This is a genomic window from Novosphingobium hassiacum, assembly GCF_014196055.1.
GTDB lineage: Bacteria > Pseudomonadota > Alphaproteobacteria > Sphingomonadales > Sphingomonadaceae > Novosphingobium > Novosphingobium hassiacum.
In genome coordinates, this window is record NZ_JACICY010000001.1 from 70004 (window position 1) to 89499 (window position 19496).

Below are 19496 nucleotides of genomic sequence, written 5' to 3' on the forward strand. Positions count from 1 at the left end.
CGCGTTCTTGAGGAGGGTGGGGGGTGAACCGCTGCTCATGCGCTTGGGTCAAGATTCTGACGAGGGCATTTGTCAGAATCCGATACGCATTGATCCGCGCAGGGTGAGCGCGACATCCTTGTGTCTTTGCTCGGCCCCCAGTTCTCCGCCAAGCGTGAAGCCGGTGGTGCCGCCGAACATGCGCACCCGGCCGAACCAGCCATCGGTCGAGCCTTCGCCGCTCAGCGTGAACGGCGTACCATCCTTGAAGCGCGCGGTGGTATCACCCAGGCCTCCGGAAACGATCTCGCGCCGACCGCCTTCGGTTTCGAGACGCAGCCAGTTGTCGTCGTTCTTGCGGTTGCCGTAGAAGTCGACGCCCAGGGTCAGGCCAGCATTGACGCCAGTTTCGTCGCTCTTGCGGCCATCGACGATCAGGTCGAGCGCCGCGCCGCCATCCTTCTCACTGTAGGCGTTCTCCTTCAACCGCACGTAGTCGATCGAGACCGCAGGGCGGAAGAAGAACACCGAGCCGCCGCCTTCGCCCGAAATGCCCGCTGCCAGGCTGACGAACGATCCGTTCCATTTGCCGCGGATCGTCTTGTCGATCGGCGAGGCGGTGGTGCCGCCTGCAAATGTGCGTTTGCTGGAAAACTTGCTGGTGCCGATCGACGCGCGCCCGAACGCGCTGATGGGCCCCACTTTACCGCGCCAACCACCCGCAAGCTCATAAGAATCCGACCGGACGGTCGAGGCCCTCGAACGCGTATGTTCATTCCAAAGCCACGCCGCCGACACGCTGAATGCGCCGATCCCGGTCTGATATTCACCCATCAGGGACCAGGAATATCCGTTCAGGCTGAACGCCGCCGTATCGCCGCGCTTCTTGTCACCGCCCCAGAACGCGGCGTTCGCATACATGCTGACATTTCCGGTGTAGACGAGCGACCCGCGCGGATCGAGCATCTGCCGGGTCAGGCTGCGGATGCCGGTGCTGACGCCCTCAAAAGCGCCGCCCGCGTGATCGGGCAGCATCCTGGCCACCGCATCGCGGAACGCATCGCCATTGGTGATGCCGAGGAACACGCCCTCGATCGCCTGATCTTTCGAAAGTGCGGCAAAGACCGCGTCGTATGCGCGACCCTCAGAACCGTTAAGGCCCAGTTCGGTCACGGTACGGCGGGAAACGTCGACTGCAATGGCATTCGGGCCACTGTCGCTGGCAATGCTGGCCTTGAACATGAACGGCACCAGCGTGGTGTCGGCGCTGAGGTTCGATGCGCCTTGCAGCGTCCCCGCGCTCAGCACGGTATAGCGCCCCACTGCGGTGGCTACGTCTGCCAACCGCAGCGCGAGCTTCGAGTCCTTCGCAAAGGATGCCGTTCCTGCGACCGTGTAGGACGTGCCCAGCCCTGCCGCCTTGTCGAGCGTGACGACCAGCACGCTGCCGGTGCCCACGGCCAGCGAGTTGATTGCGGCGGGCTTGGCCACGTTCAGCGTGCCGCCGTTCAGCGTGACGTTGAGACCTGATGCGTTGACCAGCGAGCCTGCGAAGATCGACGTGCCCGACAGCGTCAGCGCGTCAGCCCCGCCGCCGAAATCCGCCACGCCTGCGAATTGCGAGGTTCCAGCAAGGCTCATGGCATCGCTGCCACCGCCGAAAGTGACGTTGCCGGTCTGGACGGCATCGCCTGAGACGGTGAACGCGTTGTTGCCCGCGCCGAAGCGGATCGCGCCGGCGAGCGTGCCATCGGCAAGGTCGACCGTGTCGTTACCGCTGCCCAGCAGCACGTCGCCGACGATCGTTGGCGCGGTCACGCCCGATGCGACTGCGGTCTGCCGGATGGTCGCGCCGGTGGTGTTGGCGGACAGATCGACGGCGATGTTGCGGCCGCTGTCGGCCTTGGCACCGGTGGCCGAAATCGTGCCGCTGTTCTCGACCAGCTTCAGCCCGCCCGAACGATCGACGATGGCTGCGGCAGCGCCGCTTTCGCCCGCGACGGCCTTGATCGAGCCGCTGTTGCGGATGGTGCCAAGGCTTGCGCCGGTTTCGACCACGACGGCCTGGGCCAGCTTGCCCGCGGCACTCGCGCCGGTGGCCGAAATCGTGCCCGAGTTGCGCAGCTCGGGCGTCGATGCGCCGCCCGCGATGCGCAGCGCAGTTGCGTTGGCGCCGTTGGAAGCGGCACTGACGTTGCCCGAGATGCCGATCCCGTTGGCGACGGTTACCGTGCCGCCGCGCCCGCCGAGGACGAGGCCATTGGCATCGACATTGGCATAAACGCCAAGGCCTTCGATCGAACCTTCGATCTGCAGCCCGTAGCCGCTGGCGGTACCAGCGACCGGGCCAAGCGTGATCGCGCGGTCGGTTGCGCCGACGACCATGGCTGCGGACGAACCGTAGGATACTACCTTGGCCGATCCCTCCTTGCTGTCCTCGATCCCGTCAGCGTCCTCGTCTGGCTTGGCGGGGTCAGTGTCTTTGGGTGATACGGCCAGCACGACGCCGCCGGTCACGTTGCCTTCGATCAGCAGGGTCGGTCCGCCCTGGAGCAGATCATCGGCATCAAGCTTTGTGGCATCGGTCGGGGCGGTGGGGTAGCGGTAGCCGGTCGCGCTGACGACACCCTGGACGACCATCGCACCGTTGACGTCGCCGCCGAAGCGCGCGCCGATGGCGTCCTTGCCCTGCGCGGTCACCGTGCCTGCAAGCCGCACGTTGCCGTCGATCTGGCGCGCATCGACGCCGACCGCGCGGTCGCCGACGACGCTCGTCTTGCCATCATGAGTGAACGCGCCGGTCAGCTTCCCGCCAAGCGCAATGCCTGCCGAATCGTTGCCTTCCACCGTGATGGTCCCGGTGTTGGTGATCTTGCCGGTGTGATCACCCAAGGTACGGATGCCATAGCGGCCCGAACCGACCGCGAACGGACCGTCAAGGTCGCCGTCTTTGTCTGCATCGGTTGCGGCATAGGGCTCATCGACCGTTATCGTCCCCGCATTGGCGATGTCGCCGCTGGTCCCGGCGTTGGCGACGATGCCCGCGCCGCCATTGGCATTGGCGCCGTTGCTGACAACGATCTTGCCCGCGTTGGTGACGGCGTTGTTGCTGTCCATCGTCACGGCATTGCCGCCGATGATTTCGACCGAACCTTCGGCGGTAATGCTGATCGCGTCGGGTGCACCCGCCTTGATCGTCGAGGTCTGGACCGGTGCTGTCTTCTTGGTGCTGATCGTCTCGGCGCCGACGGGCGAAGCTGCAACGGCAGCAAGGGCGGTGGTGGCAAGCAGGTAACGGCGCATGGGCTTCCTCTGATCAGGTCTCTCGAACCTGCAGACGGAGACCTGCGCGGGCAGCCTTGGCAGGCCCCGGAATTATTTTCAGAAGCTGGCGTCGAACCCCAGGCGGACGGTGCGTGGCCGCAGCGGCGTGACTTGTTCGCGACCGACACTGAAAGGCGTGCCCAGCGAAAAGCGGTTGCCGCGTGCATTGGCGATATTGGTCACCCCCAGCGTGACCCCCGTGCCATCTCGCCCGATGCGCACCATGGCACCGCTGTCGAGGTAGTCGCCCTGCGGCTCGCCCAACTCGGGACCGATACCGAGCCGTGAGCGACCGACGTAGCTGGCCCATCCGCGCAGATCGAGCGCGAGGTCGCGGCCGATGTCCCGGTTCCACGCGATCCCGACCCGGCCCGAGAAACGCGCGATATTGGGGATCTGCGTTGTCCGGCCATAAAACGCTGCAATCTGTTCGCGATACCCGAGGTTGGCAGCAAGCGTGAACAATGCTGCAGGTCCCGGCTCGTCGACGCGGCTGTGATTTATCGTGACCCCGCCATCCAGCCTGAGTCCGGGCGCCAGCGCGACCCCGCCGGAAAGGCTTGCTGACCACACCCGGCCATCGCCGATATTCGCCGAACTCGGTAAGCCGGCGGCATCGATGAAGTCTGCCTGGATGTCAGACCAGCGGGTGTAGGAGAGGCTGAAGGCCACATCGAACGGGCCGCTGTCCGGACGTCCAAACCGGCCCCCGAACTCGAATGTCGCGGTGTGATCATTGCGGAAACGACGGACGAAATCGTTCTCCACCGCAAGGCCGCCGGGGCGAAAGCCCTGCTGGTAGCGCAAGTAGAGCTCGGTCTCGGGTCCCAGTCTAGCGAGCAACGAGGCCGACGGCAGGAACCGCGCTTCCGTGCGGTTGGCCGTCACCTCGGACATGGCCCGCGCAAGGAACGCCGAGACGTCAAGACCTGCACCGCCCAATCGCGAATGCGTATAACGACCGCCCCCGGTTGCGGTGAGACCGGGCAGCAGCGGCAAGCTCGCTTCGCCGTAAAGCGTGATTTCATCGACGCTGTTGCGCACGCCGGTAGCCGTGTTCACCACGCCATCGTCGATGAAGCGGCGGACAAGCCGGGCGTCGTTGTGCGTGTAGCTGACGCCCGCTAGCCAGCCCGTACCGTCCGCAGTGGTGCTCCACACCCGGGTTTCGTGCGCGATCATGCGGGTGTCGTTGGTCTGGTCGAAGACACGTGGCGCGCCGGTCGTCGCGGTCGCATCGTAGCGCTCGTTGAGCTTCTGCTGCGTGACGCCCGTACTCGAGCGCAGCTGTACCGCGCCGAGCCGGGTGGAGATCACTACCTGTCCCTGCACGTAATCGGCACGCGCGCCTTCGCCGACGCGCGCCGAGCTGACCAGTGGGGGCCCATTGCGGTCCGCGTACTGGCTGTCTTCGGCGCGGGTCGACTGGCCGAAGCCGATCAGGTCCAGAGTGAGGTCGGGCATGGGCTCGATCCGCAGGATCGCCCGCCCGCCAAGAATGCGCGTACCGTTGACATCGCGTTTGCCGACGAAGGGCTTGTCGATGTAACCGCCCTCGTGCGCGGCGTCTGCGGTCAGGCGCAGGGCGGCAACCTCTCCTGCGATCGGCAGGTTAAGCGTGGCGCTGGCGTCGCCGCCGATGCCGCCGTGCTGCGTCAGCGCGCCGCCGATCTGGGCCGATGCCGATGCGCTGCCCTGTACCGGCATGCGCGGCACGATCCGCACGATCCCGCCGAGCGAGCCCGAGCCGTAGAGCGCGCCTTGCGGCCCTTCGAGCACTTCGACCTTGTCGACATCGGACAGCCGCAGGTCCGGATCGGGCGAATTGTACGACAGGCGCAGGTCGCCCAGATATTGCCCGACAGTGGCCTGGGTCGAGCCGCTGAAACTGGAATCGGCGATGCCGCGGATGAACAGCTTGTCGCGGCCGCTACCGAGGTGCGTCGAGGTCACGGTCGCGATGCGCTGGATGATCTTTTCGGTGCCGCCAATGCCGCCTGCAGCAAGGTCCCGGCCGTCGATGATCGTCACCCGTCCCGGAAACTGGCCGAGCGTCAGCCCGCGCTTCGAGCCGACCACAAGGATCGGGACGGGCGGTGGGCCTTCTAGGGGCGCAGTGGCGGTGACCGGACGCGGCGGAATGTCCGCTCGCGTGACCCTCGCCGCGGGTTTGGCCGCTGGTGCAGCGATGATGCGCCAAGCCAAAGGACCGGCAGGCACGGCCTGGCCGCCCGCCGCGCGTGCCAGTTGGCGCACGGCGCGCTCGGCTGATATGCGGCCCCTGATCGGCGGGACCATCCGGTCGGCGATGACGCGATCGACGACGATGATGCTGGTGCCCGTCTGCCGTGCCAGCGTGACTGCGACCGTCCCGGCGCGGCCCGCTGTGGTATCGACCGTCGCGTCCCTGGCATGCGCCGGAGAAGCGACGACAACCGCTGCAGTCAACGAGAGGTGGAGCAGGCGCATATTATTCGGCAACGATGATCCAGCGCTCGCCATCGCGGCGGATCGTGGTGCCGAGCAACGCGGCCAAGGATTGCGGGTCCTTGCGTAGCGGTGCGATCAGGATGCTACCCGAGAACGCGCCTCCGCGGTCTTCCGCAGCGAAGGCCACGCCGGTCATGCGCGAAAGCCGCGCGGCCACGATGTCGAGCGGCGCGTTGTCGAACGTCACGCGGCCAGAGCGCCATTCTCCGACTTGTTCGGGAGACACGTTAGAGAGCGCGTAACTGTCGCCTTGCCGGGCCAGCATATGGCCGGGCGCGACTTTCACGTCTTCCTTGCCGGGATTGAACAGCACGAGCCCTTCGGACACCGCGACACGCATGCGTCCATCGTCGAGTTCGACGTCGAACACCGTCCCCGCGTCGACCAGCCTGTCCTCACCCACTTCGACGGCAAAGGGATTACGCGCGTCGTGGCGGATGCTGAACAGCGCCTGCCCGTTTTCGAGCCGGGCGTAGCGGGCGTCCTTGCGATCTAGTTCGATGCGGGTGCCGCCCGACAGCACGACGCTGCCGCCATCGGCGAGCGTGACCGTGCGAACCTCGCCGGGTGCGGTCTGGACTGCGTAGCGGTTATCCCCGCCCTGCCACAGCCCGAACCCGACCGCGAGCACGAGCGAGGCCGCCAGCGCGCCCGGAAGCCACCGGCGACGGACTTGGGGCGCCGGAACCAGGACATCGTCGTTCGCGGGCACCGGGGCTGTCACAAAGACATCGGTCGCGTCCGCGACGGCGGCTGCGACCACGTCATAGGCTGCGCCATGGGCCGGGTCTTCGTCCAGCCAATCGGTGAACGCGTCCCAGTCGGTGAATTCGGGGTCACCCGTGCGTACCGCCCATTCGAGCGCGCGCTCCCTAATCGTCTCGTCATGCAGCATCGCGTCGGTCTCCTGCAAGCAAGACGGAGACATCGGGCTCAGGCCTCATCGCGGCGCTCCTTCCATTCCCTGAGCGCCCGGTAGGCGGTCCGCATGTCGCTTTCCAGCGTGCTGAGGCTGATCCCGAATTCTTCGGCGATCTGCCGCTGGGGGACGCCATCGACCCGGTGCCGCCTGAACACGCCCGCCACGCGCGGCCCGAGGCTTTCGAGCGCCGCCATGACTTGCGCTGCGTCCTGCCGTGCCACGAGGTGCCGTTCGGCCGAGGGCTGGTCGGATGCTTCTCCGTCACCAGCTGCATGCAGTTCGCTCCAGTCGCGGTCCCGCTTTTCGGCCTGACGCACCGAGCGATAGCGGTCGATCATCAGCATGTCGGCGGTGCGGAAAAGATAGGACAACGGCGAGGATATCGGACCTGGCGCAGCGGCGGAAATACGAAGCCAGATTTCCTGCACGAGATCTTCGGCAGCGTCTCCCGCCCCGCGACTGCGAAGAAAGCGCAGCAGCTTTTCACGGTTCTCGAGAAACACCGCTTCAAGCCCGGCAAGAGAGGGTTCAGTCGACAACTTCGCACCGGTAGCAATAAGCGGGAGAGCGTCAAATAGCGAGCGATGCACCCGAATGAAAGCACTGTCCTGTTCACGCGCAGAGCAGGTGGAGGGCGTGTGGCATTGCAGTGGTGCACTGGGTCAGTCGGTGCGGCGAAAACGTTGCAAGCCGTTTTTGTTACAAATTAGAACGCCACTGACCTGCCACGGGTAATTTCCTCCAGTTGTGATGAGAGTCCGGCCCAGACGAGGACGGACGAGATGAAGCGCAAGAGGTTTACCGAAGAGCAGATCATCGGTGTGCTGAAGGAGGCAGAGGCTGGCGTGAAGACTGGCGATCTGGCCCGTCGGCATGGCATATCCGAGGCGACGATCTACAACTGGAAGGCCAAGTACGGCGGCATGGAAGTGTCCGAGGCAAAGAGGCTGCGCTCGTTTGAGGACGAGAACGCGAAGCTGAAGCGCCTTCTGGCGGATGCCATGCTGGACAATGCGGCGTTGAAGGACCTTCTCACAAAAAAATGGTGACGCCCGTCGCACAGCGGGAAGCGGTTGCTCATCTCCGGGATCATCACGGGATGAGCGAGCGGCGGGCGTGCCGCGTGATAAATGCCGATCGCAAGAGCGTTCGCTACCAGTCCCGGCGGCCGCCGGAGACGGAGTTACGCGAGCGTTTGCGCGAGCTTGCCAATGAACGGCGTCGGTTCGGCTACCGTCGGCTGCACATCCTGCTGCGTCGGGAAGGAGAGCCATCGGGGATCAACCGTGTCTACCGGCTCTATCGGGAAGAAGGTCTTGGCGTTCGCAAGCGTCGGGCCCGGCGCAGGGCAGTCGGCACACGGGCTCCGATCCTCGTGGCAGCTCGGCCCAATGCCCGCTGGAGCCTGGACTTTGTCCACGACCAGTTCGCCTGCGGCCGGCGGTTCCGCGTGCTCAACATCGTCGATGACGTGACCAGAGAGTGCCTCGCCGCGATCCCCGACACGTCGATCTCAGGGCGTCGAGTAGCGCGCGAACTGGCTGATATCATCGCATGGCGCGGCAAACCCGGGCTGATCGTCAGTGATAACGGGACCGAGTTGACCGCCAACGCAAATCTTGTCCTGGTGCAAGGATAACGAGATCGAGTGGCACTACATCGCACCGGGCAAGCCAATGCAGAATGGCTATGTGGAATCCTTCAACGGGCGGATGCGGGACGAGCTGTTGAACGAGACCCTGTTCCACGGCCTCGACCATGCCCGTGCCGTGATCCGGGAGTGGGCGGCGGACTACAACACCTGCCGCCCGCACTCCTCGATCGGATACCAGACCCCGGCCAGCTACGCGGAAACGATTTTTGCAATGGGGTCAGGCATGCCTGACGGCCGAGATGCGTTGACGCAACCGCTTGGCAGTCTCCACCGCCCCCCGATCCTCTACGATTTTGAGCACTTCAAGAACTTTCGGCGGCGTCAGGTCTGTTAAGGGCAGCGCGCCGATGATCGGAAACACGTCCCGCTCGAGAATTCTGATGACGTCGTCCGCATGTATTCTGGCCCACTGGCTCCTGGCATTCTCGTGCCACTTGCGTGCAACGCGCTCGAACGTGTTGCGGCCGGCTTCGAGATTGGCCTCAATCTTCAGTTTCCTGATAACCGATGGGTCTCGTCCTTCCGCAAGTTGCGACCGAGCCTCATCGCGAAGTGTGCGAGCCTGGACGAGACTGATCAGCGGATAGCTGCCGAGAGCCAGGGTCTTTTGCTTGCCGTCGTAAACATAGCTCCACTTCCAGAGTTTTGATCCGCTGGGAGGCACAAGCAAATAGAGCCTGTTGCTGTCCGTCAGCTTGAAAGCCTTGTCGCGCGGCTTGACCGCGCGGATTTTTGCATCGTTCAACATCGCCATCTCCGAGACCACGTTTTTCCAATGCCGAGACCACGAATCAGACCACACGATGAATGGGACGCGTGTGGACGAATATGGCCAGCCAGACCGTCAAGTGTCAGTTTTCAAAGGAAAAACGTCAATCCGAGTGGACGTCTGCGACCCTCTGCGGAGGGGTATCTGGCGGAGCGGGTGGGATTCGAACCCACGATGAGCTTTTGACCCATACACACTTTCCAGGCGTGCGCCTTCGACCACTCGGCCACCGCTCCGCATGAGCCTGATCGTCCGTGGTGTTGCACGAACCATGAATCAGGTAATCAACCCAAACGCTCTGGAAGGCGCGCCCTAGCGATACGCGGCGGCTTCCGCAAGGCGTCGGTTCCTGCAATGATGGACAAATGTCATTGTTCTTCATGCTCGCCGCTGCTGCGGCCTCGCCCGTAGCCAAACCGGTGCCCTCCGCTGGAGAGATCGTTGCGGCTTCGCCTGCCGCTGATTGGCAGACGATCGCGCCGCAGGATCTGCTGGTCATGGACCTCGCGTCCGATGCTGCGGGCCGCCCGCGCCGCGTGGTGATCCAACTGATGCCGCCACCGTTCTCGCAAGGGTGGGTCGGGAACATCCGCAAGCTGGCAGGCGCGCACTGGTGGGATGGCCTTTCGGTCTACCGGGTGCAGGACAACTGGGTTTCGCAGTGGGGCGATGGAGAGGGCGAGGACAAGTCCAAGGCAAAGCCGCTACCCGCCGGGTTGGCCAAAGTACCGCAGGAACAATACGTTTCGCCGGCGCGGGTGATGAGCAGCCAGAGCCAGCCCTCGCGCGATGCTTATGCGCCGTCTACGGGTTACTTTGAAGGCTGGCCCATCGCCTACTCGACCAAGTCGAGCTGGCCGGTGCATTGCTACGGCAGCATCGGTGTCGCCCGCGACAATCCGCCCGATAGCGGTACCGGAGCCGAGCTTTATGCGGTGATCGGCCACGCGCCGCGCCAGCTGGACCGGAATCTTGCGGTCGTTGGGCGGGTGATCGAGGGCATGCAGCACCTTTCGTCCCTGCCGCGCGGGCCTGCGCCGATGGGGGTCTATGCCAATGTTGAGGAGCGTACGCCGATTGTGGCGCTCCATCCGGCAACCGAAGTGCCCGATCTGCCGCGCTACGAATATCTTTCGACAACCAGCGGCTCATTCGATCGTTATGCCGAGGCCAGCGCCAATCATCGCGAGCCATTCTACGTCCAGCCTGCGGGTGGGATCGACATCTGCAACCTCAAGGTTCCGGTGCGACGCAAGAAGTGAGCGACGCTGCCTATGAACTGACAACCACGCTCTGGCGTTGGTCCGGCGGCGCTAACGGGGGCGACTGGTTTTTCGCCCCGATCGATGGCGAAGTCGGCGAAGCGTTGTCTGCGACCGCGTTGATGCACCGGCTGGAAACGGGTCGCCGCGCCGGATGGGGATCGGTCAAGGTCTCGGTGAGCGTGGGCGAGACGCAATGGCGGACATCGGCGTTCCCGAGCAAGGCGCAAGGCTGGATGGTTCCGATCAAGGCAGCAGTGCGCAAGGCCGAGGGACTGGTCGAAGGCGAGCCGTTCACAATCGAACTGATGTTTTAACTGATCGCAAGCAAGCTCATACCGACACCCGTTCGTTACGGTCGGCCATTCACCCCCCGCGCAGCACCATTTCCACCGCGTCGGCGATCTGCTGGACCGAGAACGGCTTGGCGAGGAAGTGCATGTTGGGGATGTCGATTTCCCGCCGTAGATGCTCCTCGGCATAGCCAGACATGAACAGGAACGGCAGGTCGGGCTTCAACGCGCGGATCTCGCGGGCCATCGCCGGGCCGTCCATCGATGGCATGACCACGTCGGACACCACCAGGTCGAATTCGCCGCGTCCGATGGCTTCGAGGCCCTCCTCACCGTCGGCGGCAGTGGTCACTTCATAGCCCTGACGCACCAGCGCACGTTCGGCCACGGCGCGGACGGTGTCCTCATCCTCGACCAGCAGGATGCGCCCGCCGCCGGTCCATTCGCGCTTTGCCTCAACACGTGGGCGCGCCGCCTCGGCGGTTTCCGCAGCGTCGGGCGTATGCACGGGCAAATAGATTGTGAAGCGGGTGAATCTGCCCACCTCGCTCTCAGCGAAGATGAAACCGCCTGACTGTTTGACGATGCCGTATACGGTCGAAAGCCCCAGCCCGGTGCCCTTGCCCTTCTCCTTAGTGGTGAAAAATGGCTCGAAGATTTTACCAATCTGGGCAGGTTTGATGCCGTGTCCGTTATCCTCGACAACCAGCGCGGTATAATCGCCGATCGGCAATATTTCGCTCTTCATCGCGCGGACATCGGACGCTGTGACGCGCCGCGTGATCAGCTTGAGCACGCCCCCGCCCTTCGCTCCGGTCGCGGAAAGCTTGTCGGTGATCGCATCACGCGCGTTCACGGCAAGATTGAGCAGAACCTGCTCCAACTGCGTCGGATCGGCGCGCACGAAGCCGAGATCGCGGTCGTGCGTCACCTCAAGCACGATTTTCTCGCCGATCAGCCGCTTGAGCAGCGCCGATACTTCGGCAACGACATCGGGCAGTTGCAGCACTTGCGGACGCAGCGTCTGCTGGCGCGAAAAAGCGAGCAGCTGCCGGGTCAGCGACGCGGCGCGATTGGAGTTGGCCTTGACCTGCTGGATATCGTCGTAATCGCTGTCGCCCGGCGTGTGCCGCATCAGCATCAGGTCGCAATAGCCGATGATCGCGGTGAGCACGTTGTTGAAATCATGCGCCACCCCGCCCGCAAGCTGGCCGACTGCCTGCATCTTGGTGGCCTGCGCGATTTCGCGCTTGAGCCGGGTTTCTTCCGAGGAATCCTTGAGGCTGAGCAGCACCGCACCCTCACCCAGCCCGCGTACGCCCGCCAGGCTGAGCGACACGGGTTCTTCGGGCGACGCGCGCAGGCGTACCGCGACATCGCCCGACATCGGCGTGCCCTGCCCGTAGCGCCGGATTGCATCGGCCAGCGCGCCCTTGTCTTCCTTGATCACCAGATCGGCAGGATACGGCGGCGGGATCGTATCTTCATGTCCGGCGGCGCGCAGGAAGGCTGCATTCGCAAACAGCATCCGGCCATCCCGGTCGGTCATCGCCAAGCCAAGCGGCAGACGCGAGAGCAGCGCTTCTATCTGTGGAAGCCCGGCGCGCACTTCCCCGACGCCGCCCTGGTTGTCGATCAGCAGGAACAACGACGCCGTGCGCGCCGGGTCGATATTGGCAAAGCCATCAGGATCGGCAATCGGCAGGTGGACCAGTCGCACCGGCGTGCGCTTGGTCCCCTCACGCGTATAGAAGATGCGGTCGGCTTCGTCGCTCGCCAGGAACGAAACGAAATCTGCGCCCGCAAGCTGGGTGGCAGGCTCCCCCGTCGCGCGTACAGCGAAGGCTTCGTTGGCCGAGAGGATTGCCCCTTCGGGCGTGACCACCGCTGATTGAATGCCTTCGCGAGCCAGCGCCCGGCCCAGCTTACCACCGATGTGCGCCGCCATTTCCGCAACAAGATCGTGACTGGTGACCGGCATGAACCGCCAGACGAGGAAGTCCTCACCTCGCCCTGCCCGATCGATCTGTGCGCGCCAAGAGCCGCCCTCGCCAACCAGCGCATCGACGCTTGCCGTGCCATCGCGCCATGCCGCGCGCGTCGCATCTTCAAGACGGTCGACAGAGGCGCGCTCGAGCGGCAGGCCCGGGGGCGCGCTCGACAGGCCGAACCACTGCGCCATCAAAGCGTTGCCGCAGACCAGGCGTCCGGCGCGGTCGGTGATCGCGATCGCAGCATCGGGCCGATCTATCGCAGCGTTGGTCACCGACCAGTCGGGCACGGCGAAATCACCGGCTGGCTCAGCCCGTGCCGGGCGCAGCACAAGCTTCAGCGCTGCGCCGATCGCAGCCACGCCGCCGACGAATCCAGCGGCGACAAGCGGCTGTCCCGATACGCCCCACAAAAGTCCTGCGCTGGCGATCACCGCACCGGCGAGCATGGCCCAATCCCGCAAATGCACGGAAGCGTTCTCGCGCGCCTCGGTCTGTGCCACGGTCGACGGCATCAGTCGGGAAAATCGCGGGCGGCAGATCGCATCAGGCGAACCTTGCGCTTGTGCGCGGTCCACCAGCGCCAGCCGATTGCGGACAGAAGATATCCCACTACCGCCGAGACCACCGCGATCAGGAACAGGCCGATGATTAGCGATGGCGCAGCGTCAGATCCGAGCCAAGCGAGCCAATCCCCCACGCTGGCCCCGCGCGTAGTCAATTCGCGCACCGTCGAAAAGTCGGCGTGATAGCCGAAGCTGTTGCCCACCCAGATCGCTCCCGGCAGAAATACGAACAGCGTGGTGGGGGGGATCGATATGAAGGTCATCAGCACGGCCAGCGGGATATTGCCGCGAACCGGCACGCACATCAGCGCGGCGCCGACGATCTGGACGCCCGGAATAAGCGCGAAGATGCCGATGAACAGTCCGGCAGCGACGCCACGCGGGACGGAGCGCCGCGTAAAGCGCCACAGTTCGTGGCGCACGGTCAGCGGGCGTGCGAAACGATTGTGTTCCAGCTGCTCACGCGTCGGCATGTTGCGCTTGGCCCAGGTAACGATCTTGTCGAACATTTCGCTTGTCGTTTACCCGTTTCCCGTTCGCCCCGCCACGGGACGATGATCGCAATTAGACGAAGGCGCCTTACCGGACGGTGAAGTGCATCACGCCGTCACCCGTTTTCCTTCATGATCCGGGCCTTGTCGCGCTTCCAGTCGCGATCCTTCATCACGCCGCGCTTGTCGGCGTTGTTCTTGCCCTTGGCCAGCGCCAGCTCCACTTTCGCGCGGCCACGGCTGTTGAAGTAGATCGACAGCGGCACCAGCGTCATGCCCTTGCGCTCGACCGCCCCGTGAAACTTGGCAATCTGGCGTTCCTTCAGCAGCAGCTTGCGCGGCCGCTTGGGGACGTGGTTGTTGCGGTTGCCGTGGCTGAATTCGGGGACGTTGGAATTGATCAGCCACACCTCGCCGTTCTTCACCTCGGCATAGGATTCGGCGATCGAACCTTCGCCGAAGCGCAGCGATTTGACCTCGGTACCGGTCAGGCAGATGCCCGCCTCGTACCTGTCTTCGATGAAATACTCGAACCGTGCGCGCCGGTTTTCGGCGACGACTTTGGTTTTCTCGAACTCGGGATTTACGGGACGGGCCATGATGGAGCCCATGTAGGCGCTGGCCCGGCAAAGCGGAAGTGGGACTTCACACTTTGTCGAGCCATAGCATCAAACCAGACCGGCGTGCTCCAGCGCGGCGTCCACCGCAGCGCGTGCTTCGGCGTTGCAAGCAACCATCGGCAGGCGCAGTTCATCGGAAATGTCGGGGAAGATGCGGCTGAGCGCGTACTTGACCGGCCCCGGCGATGCATCTTCGAACATCGCGTAGTGCAGCGGGTAAAGCTTGTCGTTGAGCTCGCGCGCCTTTTCGAAGTCGTTTGCAGCACATGCCGCCTGAAAATCCGCGCAAAGCTTCGGCGCGACGTTTGCCGTCACCGAAATGCAGCCGACTGCGCCCGCCGCATTGGCCGGCAGCGCCAGTTCATCGTCGCCCGACATCTGGCAGAAGTGCTTGCCGATGCCCATGCGGTGATCGGTGACGCGCGACAGGTCGCCGCTGGCATCCTTAATGGCAACGATCTTGTCGGGATACCGCAGGGCCAGTTCGCATACGGTTTCAGGCAGGATGTCGGTCACCGTGCGGCCGGGCACATTGTAGAGCACGATCGGCAGGTCGTTATGTTCGGCCAGATAGCTGAAGTGCGCGATGATCCCGGCCTGGCTTGGCCGATTATAGTACGGCGCAACACAGAGCGCGGCCTGGGCTCCGCACTTTCGGGCGAAATTCATGTGGAGCAGTGCGTTCATCGTATCGTTGCTGCCGCAGCCTGCGATCACCGGCACGCGCCCCGCGACCTGTTCGACGCAGACTTCGATCACGCGATGATGTTCGGCATTGGACAGCGTGGATGCCTCGCCTGTGGTGCCACAGGGGACCAGCGCGGACGAGCCGTTCTCAATCTGCCAGTCGACCAGGCGACGGAAGCTTTTCTCGTCAAACGCTCCGTCGCGAAAAGGAGTCACAAGGGCCGGAATGGAACCGGAAAACATGGACATTACCCCATAGTTTGTCGCATGATCGCGAACGGAATTTGCGATGTCAAACCCACAGGGGGTCTGTTCAGCGCCCGATAAGGAGCCGCTCCATAGTATGTCCGGCATGGACGTGAAAGCCTTGATATTGCGCTGGGGGGTTGCAGGCGTGCTTCTCCAGACCGTTGCCGCGTCGAGCGCGGTGCATGCCAGTGGCTCCGACGGGACCAACGGCGCGGAATGGGATCGTGCGCGTGCGAATCTGGTCGCCAGCCAAGGCGGCCCGATGACGGCGGCGGTCGATCGGTGGAAACTGCTGACCTCGTCCAACCGCTTCGGCTTTTCGGACTATTCAAATTTCGTGCTGTCGTATCCTGGCTTCCCGGATGAAGACAAGCTGCGCCGCTATGCCGAACTTTCGCTGGAACGCGAATTCGCCGATGCACCGCGTCTGGTTGCCTATTTCGACCGCAAGCCACCGCTGACCAACCTGGGCCGCGCACAATACGCGCTGGCACTGATGTCGCTCGGCCGCACCGAAGCGCGCGATGTCGCGCGCGCGGCGTGGCGCGGTGGCGTGATGAGCGACGCTGCCGAAACCGCGTTGCTCTCGGCTTATGGCTCCACCTTCACGCTCGACGATCATGACGCACGGATGGATGCGCTGCTGTGGTCGGGCGCTACCGATCAGGCCGCGCGCCAGCTTGTCTGGGTCAGCCCCGCGCGCAAGGCGGTCGATGGTGCCCGCCTTGCCGCGATGCAGGGCGGCGATCCCTATGCGGTGCTGGCCAGCCAATCAGCGGTTACCCCGACCGCTGATCCGGGCTTCATTTTTCAGCGCGTGCGCCAGTTGCGCAAATCGGGCCAAGGCGCTGCTGCGCGAGATTTTCTCGCCAATCGCCCGCTGCTCGCCCGGCGTCCGCTTGATGCTGAAAAGTGGGTTGAGGAACTGCTGGTCAACGCCCGCGCCGCTGCCAATGCCGGCGACGCCCGCAGTGCAATGCGGATCGCAGGCGGAATCGACGACGCTTTCAGTCCCGGTGAAGACATCAGCCAGGCAGAATTCGGCCTGCGTGACGATTACACATCGCTGATGTGGCTCGGCGGAACACAGGCCCTCTCGAACCTCGGCGATGGCGCGAGCGCGGCACCACTGTTCTACCGCTATGGTGCAGCGGCGCGCACGCCAGGCACCCGCTCGAAGGGCTTTTATTGGGCAGGCAAGGCTTCGGCCCGCGCTGGCAAACAGGCCGACGCGCAACGCTACTTTCAGATGGCCGCGCAATACGCCGATCAATATTACGGGTTGCTCGCACTCGAGCGCCTCGGCCGTCCGGTGCCGACCTTCGCGGTCGACTCCAACGCGCAAATCTCACCTGACGAACGCAGCCGATTCTACGCGCAGCCGCTGACGCTGGCGGTGCGCGAGGTTGCGCGCAGCGGCGACTGGAAAACCACCGTCCGCTTCTTCAAGGAAATCGCCGAACAGCAGCAGACCGAGGCGCAGCACATGATGGTCGCAGGGCTCGCCCGCGATCTCGGGCGGCGCGATTTGGGCGTGATCGTCGGACAGGCCGCCGCAGCGCGCGGGTTCCTCGACTTCCAGCACATCGCCTTCCCGCTAATCCCGGTGCCGATGGGGCATGAAAGCAAATGGACCGCGATCCACGCGATCAGCCGTCAAGAAAGCCAATTCGCGCAGAACGCTGTCAGCCACGCTGGCGCGCGCGGGCTAATGCAGCTGATGCCGGGCACCGCCAACGAACAGGCGGGCAAGCTTGGCATGTCGTACAATGCTTCGTCGCTGATCGGAGACCCGAACTACAACATCATGCTGGGTTCGGGTTATTTCCAGCGGATGCTCGACTACTACGGCGGATCGTGGCCGCTGGCAGTGGCAGCCTACAACGCCGGCCCGGGTAATGTGAACAAGTTCCTGCGCGCCAACGGCGATCCGCGCAACGGCGGCATCGACTGGGTAGACTGGATCGAAAAGATCCCGCTGTCCGAAACCCGCAACTACGTTCAGCGCGTGCTGGAAAACGCGGTGGTCTACGAAGCGATGAACCCCCAGTTCGCAAGGTATCGCGGGAGCAACCCGATGAGTTACTATATCGGGAAGCGGGAGCCGGGGTAGCCGCCTTCTAATCATTCGTCTTCCCGGACTTGATCCGGGATGAGGCTATCTTGCCCGACCGCAAAAAGGAACAGCCTCATCCCGGGTCAAGCCCGGGAAGACGTGAATGTGCGATAGGATTTATTGCTGTCGCTATTGTCCCAGCCTCCCCTCACCTTGTAAAGTCACCCCATGAAGCCCGACGGCCATCCCATTACCCCCGCAGGGTTCGCCGCCTTGCGCGCGCGTTACGATCTGCTGCTCGGAACCGAGCGGCCTGCGATCGTCGAGATCGTCAGTTGGGCGGCTGGTAATGGCGACCGCAGCGAAAACGGCGACTATCTCTATGGCCGCAAGCGGATGCGGGAGATTGATCGGGAGTTGGCGTTTCTGGCGCGGCGGATGAAGGCGTCGCGCGTGGTCGATCCTTCGCTGATGGGAGACCGCAGCCGGGTGCTGTTCGGCGCAAGGGTCGAGATCGCTGACGAGGACGACAACCGCCGCATCCTCACCATCGTCGGCGATGACGAGCAGGACGCGACCAACAACCAGATCGGATGGAGCGCGCCCATTGCCAAGGCCCTGCGCGGGGCTCGCGTGGGCGATTTGCGCACGGTGCGGCTGCCTTCGGGCGAGAAGGAGTGGGAAATCATGGCCGTTTCCTATCCCGATTCCTGACGCTATGACCGGCCCCATGAAAACCCGAATGAAAATGGGCCGCTTCTTCATCATGCGCCACGGCGAGACGGTGTACAACGCCACCCGCCGCCTTCAGGCGAACCACATGCACACCCCGCTGACCCGCCAGGGCTTCGATCAGGCAGTCGCGATGGGCTGCGCCTTGCGCGCCGAACTCGGTGAACGCCCGCAGGTAACGCTGCACATCTCCGACACCGGACGCGCGCTGCAAACCGCCGCGTTGATCGCCGAGGAACTGGGCATCGACTGGTTCGCATCGCGCCGCACGATGGATCTCAAGGAAATCGACATGGGATCGTGGTGCGGTCGCTCCTACGACGAGGTCGAAGGCGAAGTCGGCCCGATCGTGATCGAGGACCATCTGCTCCGCCCCGCCCCCGATGGCGAGGACTACCCGATGATCGCGGCGCGCCTCAATCGCTGGCTCGAGGAACTCGGCGATCCGGGTGGCGATCACATCGTTGTCATGCACGGCATTTCCAGCCGCGTGCTGCGCGGGATCATGGGCAGCTATCCCATCCACCCGCTCCATGGCGCGCCGATCGCGCCATCGCTGGTGCAGGGGTCGATTTCTCTGGTCGAGGGCGGCGCCGAGCGCACGCTCTTCGGATCTGAGCGCGGAACCGAACACGCCTGATGGGCGAAGTCGTCAGCTTGGGCAAGGCACGCAAGGCCAAAGCGCGCGAGGATCGCGAGACGCAGGCGCAGGCCAATCGCGCCAAGTTCGGTCGGACGAAGGCCGAAAAGATGCGCGACAAGTCGGACGGCGACCGCGCAGCCCGCCTTCTCGACGGCGCACGCAGGGACGAGCCATGAAGCGGCTGGCGTCGACTGCGATACTGGCGCTCGCCATGACCGGAACCGCATTCCCGCGAGACAGTCTCGGCGTGTTCAATGCGTGGGGTTCGTTTCGCGACCCAGCAGTGCCGCGCTGCTACGCCATCGCCATGGCCGGAAAAGTCGCAGGCCGCGCGCAGGAGTTCCAGCCTTATTTCACGGTGGGTTACTGGCCTTCACGCAGTATTCGGGGTGCGGTGCACGTCCGCCTTGCGCGGCGGCTGGCGGCTGGTTCGAAAGTCATCGTTTCCTTCCCCGAGGCCAATTTCTCGCTGCAAACGGGACAGGCCGACGCGTGGCCTGCGGATCAGACGACCAATGCAGGTATCGTCGCGCAATTGCGCAGCGCGCGCTCGATGGTGGTGATCGCACGCGGCGCCGATGGCCGCAGCTTCCGCGACCGCTATGAACTGGGCGGCGCGGCTTCGGCGATGGACGCTGCGGCGCTGGGCTGCGCGCGGCGGTAGTTCGCGTCCCCACGTTATCAAAGGCAGCCCCTTCCGCATGCAGAAGGGGCCGGGGGTGGACCGGAAGCCAGTCGAACACAAAAAAGGGGCGAGCCTCGCGGCCC

16 protein-coding genes, 1 tRNA gene and 1 pseudogene are annotated in these 19496 nt (G+C 64.3%); 8 read left to right on the top strand and 10 right to left on the bottom strand.

The window, feature by feature from the left end; genetic code table 11:
* Nucleotides 1-72 precede the first annotated feature (72 nt).
* The 4 genes from GGQ88_RS00295 to GGQ88_RS00310 form a co-directional block, all read right to left on the bottom strand.
* Nucleotides 73-3282 (bottom strand): autotransporter domain-containing protein, encoded by a 3210-nt coding sequence (locus GGQ88_RS00295; RefSeq protein ID WP_183611036.1) that lies wholly within the window; start codon nt 3280-3282, stop codon nt 73-75.
* A gap of 78 nt (nt 3283-3360) precedes the next feature.
* A complete protein-coding gene (locus tag GGQ88_RS00300; RefSeq protein WP_183611037.1) occupies nt 3361-5772 on the bottom strand; it encodes a TonB-dependent receptor in 2412 nt (803 codons plus the stop codon).
* A 1-nt stretch (nt 5773) separates the two neighbouring features.
* Nucleotides 5774-6688 carry a FecR family protein gene (locus GGQ88_RS00305; RefSeq protein WP_183611038.1) on the bottom strand — a complete coding sequence of 305 codons (915 nt, stop codon included), beginning with the start codon at nt 6686-6688 and terminating at the stop codon, nt 5774-5776.
* A 38-nt stretch (nt 6689-6726) separates the two neighbouring features.
* Complete coding sequence (locus GGQ88_RS00310) at nt 6727-7254, bottom strand: RNA polymerase sigma factor (RefSeq protein ID WP_183611039.1); 528 nt, start codon at nt 7252-7254, stop codon at nt 6727-6729.
* 243 nt (nt 7255-7497) lie between these two features.
* Between GGQ88_RS00310 and GGQ88_RS00315 the strand changes: the two are divergent.
* A pseudogene (locus GGQ88_RS00315) lies at nt 7498-8703 on the top strand (IS3 family transposase).
* Here the strand turns inward: GGQ88_RS00315 and GGQ88_RS00320 are convergent.
* The gene (locus tag GGQ88_RS00320) at nt 8587-9117 is read right to left on the bottom strand and encodes a tyrosine-type recombinase/integrase (protein WP_183611040.1); all 531 of its coding nucleotides are present in this window, start codon (nt 9115-9117) and stop codon (nt 8587-8589) included. The pseudogene GGQ88_RS00315 and the gene GGQ88_RS00320 sit on opposite strands and share 117 nt — an antisense overlap.
* 166 nt (nt 9118-9283) lie before the next feature.
* A tRNA-Ser gene (locus GGQ88_RS00325) sits at nt 9284-9374 on the bottom strand.
* Between the two features lie 129 nt (nt 9375-9503).
* Between GGQ88_RS00325 and GGQ88_RS00330 the strand changes: the two genes are divergently transcribed.
* The gene (locus tag GGQ88_RS00330; protein ID WP_183611041.1) at nt 9504-10400 is read left to right on the top strand and encodes a peptidylprolyl isomerase; all 897 of its coding nucleotides are present in this window, start codon (nt 9504-9506) and stop codon (nt 10398-10400) included.
* Nucleotides 10397-10717, top strand: a complete 321-nt coding sequence (locus GGQ88_RS00335) for a DUF1905 domain-containing protein (RefSeq protein ID WP_183611042.1) — start codon at nt 10397-10399, stop codon at nt 10715-10717. Before GGQ88_RS00330 ends, GGQ88_RS00335 begins: the two co-directional genes overlap by 4 nt.
* A 49-nt stretch (nt 10718-10766) precedes the next feature.
* On the opposite strand, the gene GGQ88_RS00340 is transcribed toward GGQ88_RS00335, so the two are convergent.
* The 4 genes from GGQ88_RS00340 to dapA all read right to left on the bottom strand — a co-directional run bounded on the left by GGQ88_RS00340 (nt 10767) and on the right by dapA (nt 15291).
* Nucleotides 10767-13199 (bottom strand): response regulator, encoded by a 2433-nt coding sequence (locus GGQ88_RS00340; protein ID WP_183611043.1) that lies wholly within the window; start codon nt 13197-13199, stop codon nt 10767-10769.
* The gene (locus GGQ88_RS00345; RefSeq protein WP_183611044.1) at nt 13199-13759 is read right to left on the bottom strand and encodes a DUF2062 domain-containing protein; all 561 of its coding nucleotides are present in this window, start codon (nt 13757-13759) and stop codon (nt 13199-13201) included. Before GGQ88_RS00345 ends, GGQ88_RS00340 begins: the two co-directional genes overlap by 1 nt.
* A 98-nt stretch (nt 13760-13857) precedes the next feature.
* Nucleotides 13858-14340, bottom strand: coding sequence for an SsrA-binding protein SmpB (gene smpB, locus GGQ88_RS00350; protein ID WP_183611045.1), 483 nt, complete (start codon nt 14338-14340; stop codon nt 13858-13860).
* A gap of 69 nt (nt 14341-14409) precedes the next feature.
* The gene (dapA, locus tag GGQ88_RS00355; RefSeq protein ID WP_183611900.1) at nt 14410-15291 is read right to left on the bottom strand and encodes a 4-hydroxy-tetrahydrodipicolinate synthase; all 882 of its coding nucleotides are present in this window, start codon (nt 15289-15291) and stop codon (nt 14410-14412) included.
* A gap of 100 nt (nt 15292-15391) precedes the next feature.
* Between dapA and GGQ88_RS00360 the strand changes: the two genes are divergently transcribed.
* The 5 genes from GGQ88_RS00360 (at nt 15392) to GGQ88_RS00380 (ending at nt 19392) form a co-directional block, all read left to right on the top strand.
* Nucleotides 15392-17410 carry a lytic transglycosylase domain-containing protein gene (locus GGQ88_RS00360; protein ID WP_183611046.1) on the top strand — a complete coding sequence of 673 codons (2019 nt, stop codon included), beginning with the start codon at nt 15392-15394 and terminating at the stop codon, nt 17408-17410.
* A 171-nt stretch (nt 17411-17581) separates the two neighbouring features.
* Entirely contained in the window at nt 17582-18067 is a 486-nt protein-coding gene (gene greB, locus GGQ88_RS00365) for a transcription elongation factor GreB (RefSeq protein WP_183611047.1), read from the top strand.
* A gap of 28 nt (nt 18068-18095) precedes the next feature.
* Nucleotides 18096-18725 (top strand): histidine phosphatase family protein, encoded by a 630-nt coding sequence (locus GGQ88_RS00370; RefSeq protein WP_183611901.1) that lies wholly within the window; start codon nt 18096-18098, stop codon nt 18723-18725.
* Nucleotides 18725-18904, top strand: a complete 180-nt coding sequence (locus tag GGQ88_RS00375) for a DUF4169 family protein (protein ID WP_183611048.1) — start codon at nt 18725-18727, stop codon at nt 18902-18904. The genes GGQ88_RS00370 and GGQ88_RS00375 overlap by 1 nt, the downstream gene beginning before the upstream one ends.
* Nucleotides 18901-19392 (top strand): hypothetical protein, encoded by a 492-nt coding sequence (locus GGQ88_RS00380; RefSeq protein ID WP_183611049.1) that lies wholly within the window; start codon nt 18901-18903, stop codon nt 19390-19392. The genes GGQ88_RS00375 and GGQ88_RS00380 overlap by 4 nt, the downstream gene beginning before the upstream one ends.
* Nucleotides 19393-19496 lie beyond the last annotated feature (104 nt).

What these genes read in the sequence shown, in the direction of transcription:
- GGQ88_RS00295 (WP_183611036.1), bottom strand. Translation starts at nt 3,282, where the DNA reads ATGCGCCGTTACCTGCTTGCCACCACCGCCCTTGCTGCCGTTGCAGCT.
- GGQ88_RS00300 (WP_183611037.1), bottom strand. Translation starts at nt 5,772, where the DNA reads ATGCGCCTGCTCCACCTCTCGTTGACTGCAGCGGTTGTCGTCGCTTCT.
- GGQ88_RS00305 (WP_183611038.1), bottom strand. Translation starts at nt 6,688, where the DNA reads ATGCTGCATGACGAGACGATTAGGGAGCGCGCGCTCGAATGGGCGGTA.
- GGQ88_RS00320 (WP_183611040.1), bottom strand. Translation starts at nt 9,117, where the DNA reads ATGTTGAACGATGCAAAAATCCGCGCGGTCAAGCCGCGCGACAAGGCT.
- GGQ88_RS00330 (WP_183611041.1), top strand. Translation starts at nt 9,504, where the DNA reads ATGTCATTGTTCTTCATGCTCGCCGCTGCTGCGGCCTCGCCCGTAGCC.
- GGQ88_RS00340 (WP_183611043.1), bottom strand. Translation starts at nt 13,199, where the DNA reads ATGCCGTCGACCGTGGCACAGACCGAGGCGCGCGAGAACGCTTCCGTG.
- GGQ88_RS00345 (WP_183611044.1), bottom strand. Translation starts at nt 13,759, where the DNA reads ATGTTCGACAAGATCGTTACCTGGGCCAAGCGCAACATGCCGACGCGT.
- smpB (WP_183611045.1), bottom strand. Translation starts at nt 14,340, where the DNA reads ATGGCCCGTCCCGTAAATCCCGAGTTCGAGAAAACCAAAGTCGTCGCC.
- dapA (WP_183611900.1), bottom strand. Translation starts at nt 15,291, where the DNA reads ATGTTTTCCGGTTCCATTCCGGCCCTTGTGACTCCTTTTCGCGACGGA.
- GGQ88_RS00360 (WP_183611046.1), top strand. Translation starts at nt 15,392, where the DNA reads ATGTCCGGCATGGACGTGAAAGCCTTGATATTGCGCTGGGGGGTTGCA.
- greB (WP_183611047.1), top strand. Translation starts at nt 17,582, where the DNA reads ATGAAGCCCGACGGCCATCCCATTACCCCCGCAGGGTTCGCCGCCTTG.
- GGQ88_RS00370 (WP_183611901.1), top strand. Translation starts at nt 18,096, where the DNA reads ATGAAAATGGGCCGCTTCTTCATCATGCGCCACGGCGAGACGGTGTAC.
- GGQ88_RS00375 (WP_183611048.1), top strand. Translation starts at nt 18,725, where the DNA reads ATGGGCGAAGTCGTCAGCTTGGGCAAGGCACGCAAGGCCAAAGCGCGC.
- GGQ88_RS00380 (WP_183611049.1), top strand. Translation starts at nt 18,901, where the DNA reads ATGAAGCGGCTGGCGTCGACTGCGATACTGGCGCTCGCCATGACCGGA.